The following is a 911-nucleotide window of genomic DNA, read 5'->3' as shown; positions in this document are numbered from 1 at the left end:
GTGGCGAAGTACGCGATCGAGAACTGGTGCCGGATTCCCACCGAGGTGGAGCTCGCTCACGAGTTCCGCTACCGCGACCCGATCCTGGATGAGAACACCCTGGTGGTGTCCATCAGCCAGTCCGGCGAGACGATGGATACCCTGATGGCCGTCCGCTACGCCCGCGAACAGGGCGCGAAGACGATCTCGATCTGCAATACCAACGGCTCAACCATCCCGCGCGAGTCCGACGCCGTGCTCTACACCCACGCCGGACCGGAAATCGCGGTGGCCTCCACCAAGGCGTTCCTGGCCCAGATCACCGCCGCGTACCTGCTGGGCCTGTACCTGGCGCAGCTGCGCGGGAACATCTTCTCCGGCCAGATCAAGGACGTCCTCGCGGACCTGAACAAGATCCCGGCGAAGATCCAGAAGATCCTGGACAACGCCGGGCCCCTGCGCGAGCTTGCCAGGAGCATGGCGGATGAGAAGTCGGTGCTGTTCCTGGGCCGGCACGTGGGCTACCCGGTGGCGCTTGAGGGTGCGTTGAAGCTGAAGGAAATCGCGTACATCCACGCCGAGGGCTTCGCCGCCGGTGAGCTTAAGCACGGCCCGATCGCCCTGATCGACGAGGGCCAGCCGGTGTTCGTGGTAGTCCCGTCCCCGCGCGGGCGCGAATCGCTGCACGCCAAGGTCATCAGCAACATCCAGGAAGTCCGCGCCCGCGGCGCCCGCACCCTGGTCATCGCCGAGGAAGGCGACGAAGCCGTGAAGGCCTACGCCGAGCACGTCTTCTACGTCCCCGAAACCCCCACCCTGCTGATGCCGCTGCTAACCACCGTCCCGCTGCAGATCTTCGCCGCGGAACTGGCAGCGGCCAAGGGCTACGACGTGGACCAGCCCCGCAACCTCGCCAAGAGCGTCACCGTCGA

At 66.1% G+C, this 911-nt stretch carries 1 protein-coding gene; it reads left to right on the top strand.

Annotated elements, in window-relative coordinates:
- Positions 1 to 911 (top strand): isomerizing glutamine--fructose-6-phosphate transaminase (locus FDW81_RS17950; RefSeq protein WP_138135557.1); only part of this gene is annotated, 911 nt, incomplete at both ends.

This window comes from Pseudarthrobacter sp. NamB4 (assembly GCF_005796185.1).
GTDB lineage: Bacteria > Actinomycetota > Actinomycetes > Actinomycetales > Micrococcaceae > Arthrobacter.
Note: the sequence above shows the minus strand (reverse complement) of the source record. Positions and strands in the feature narration are given on the sequence as shown.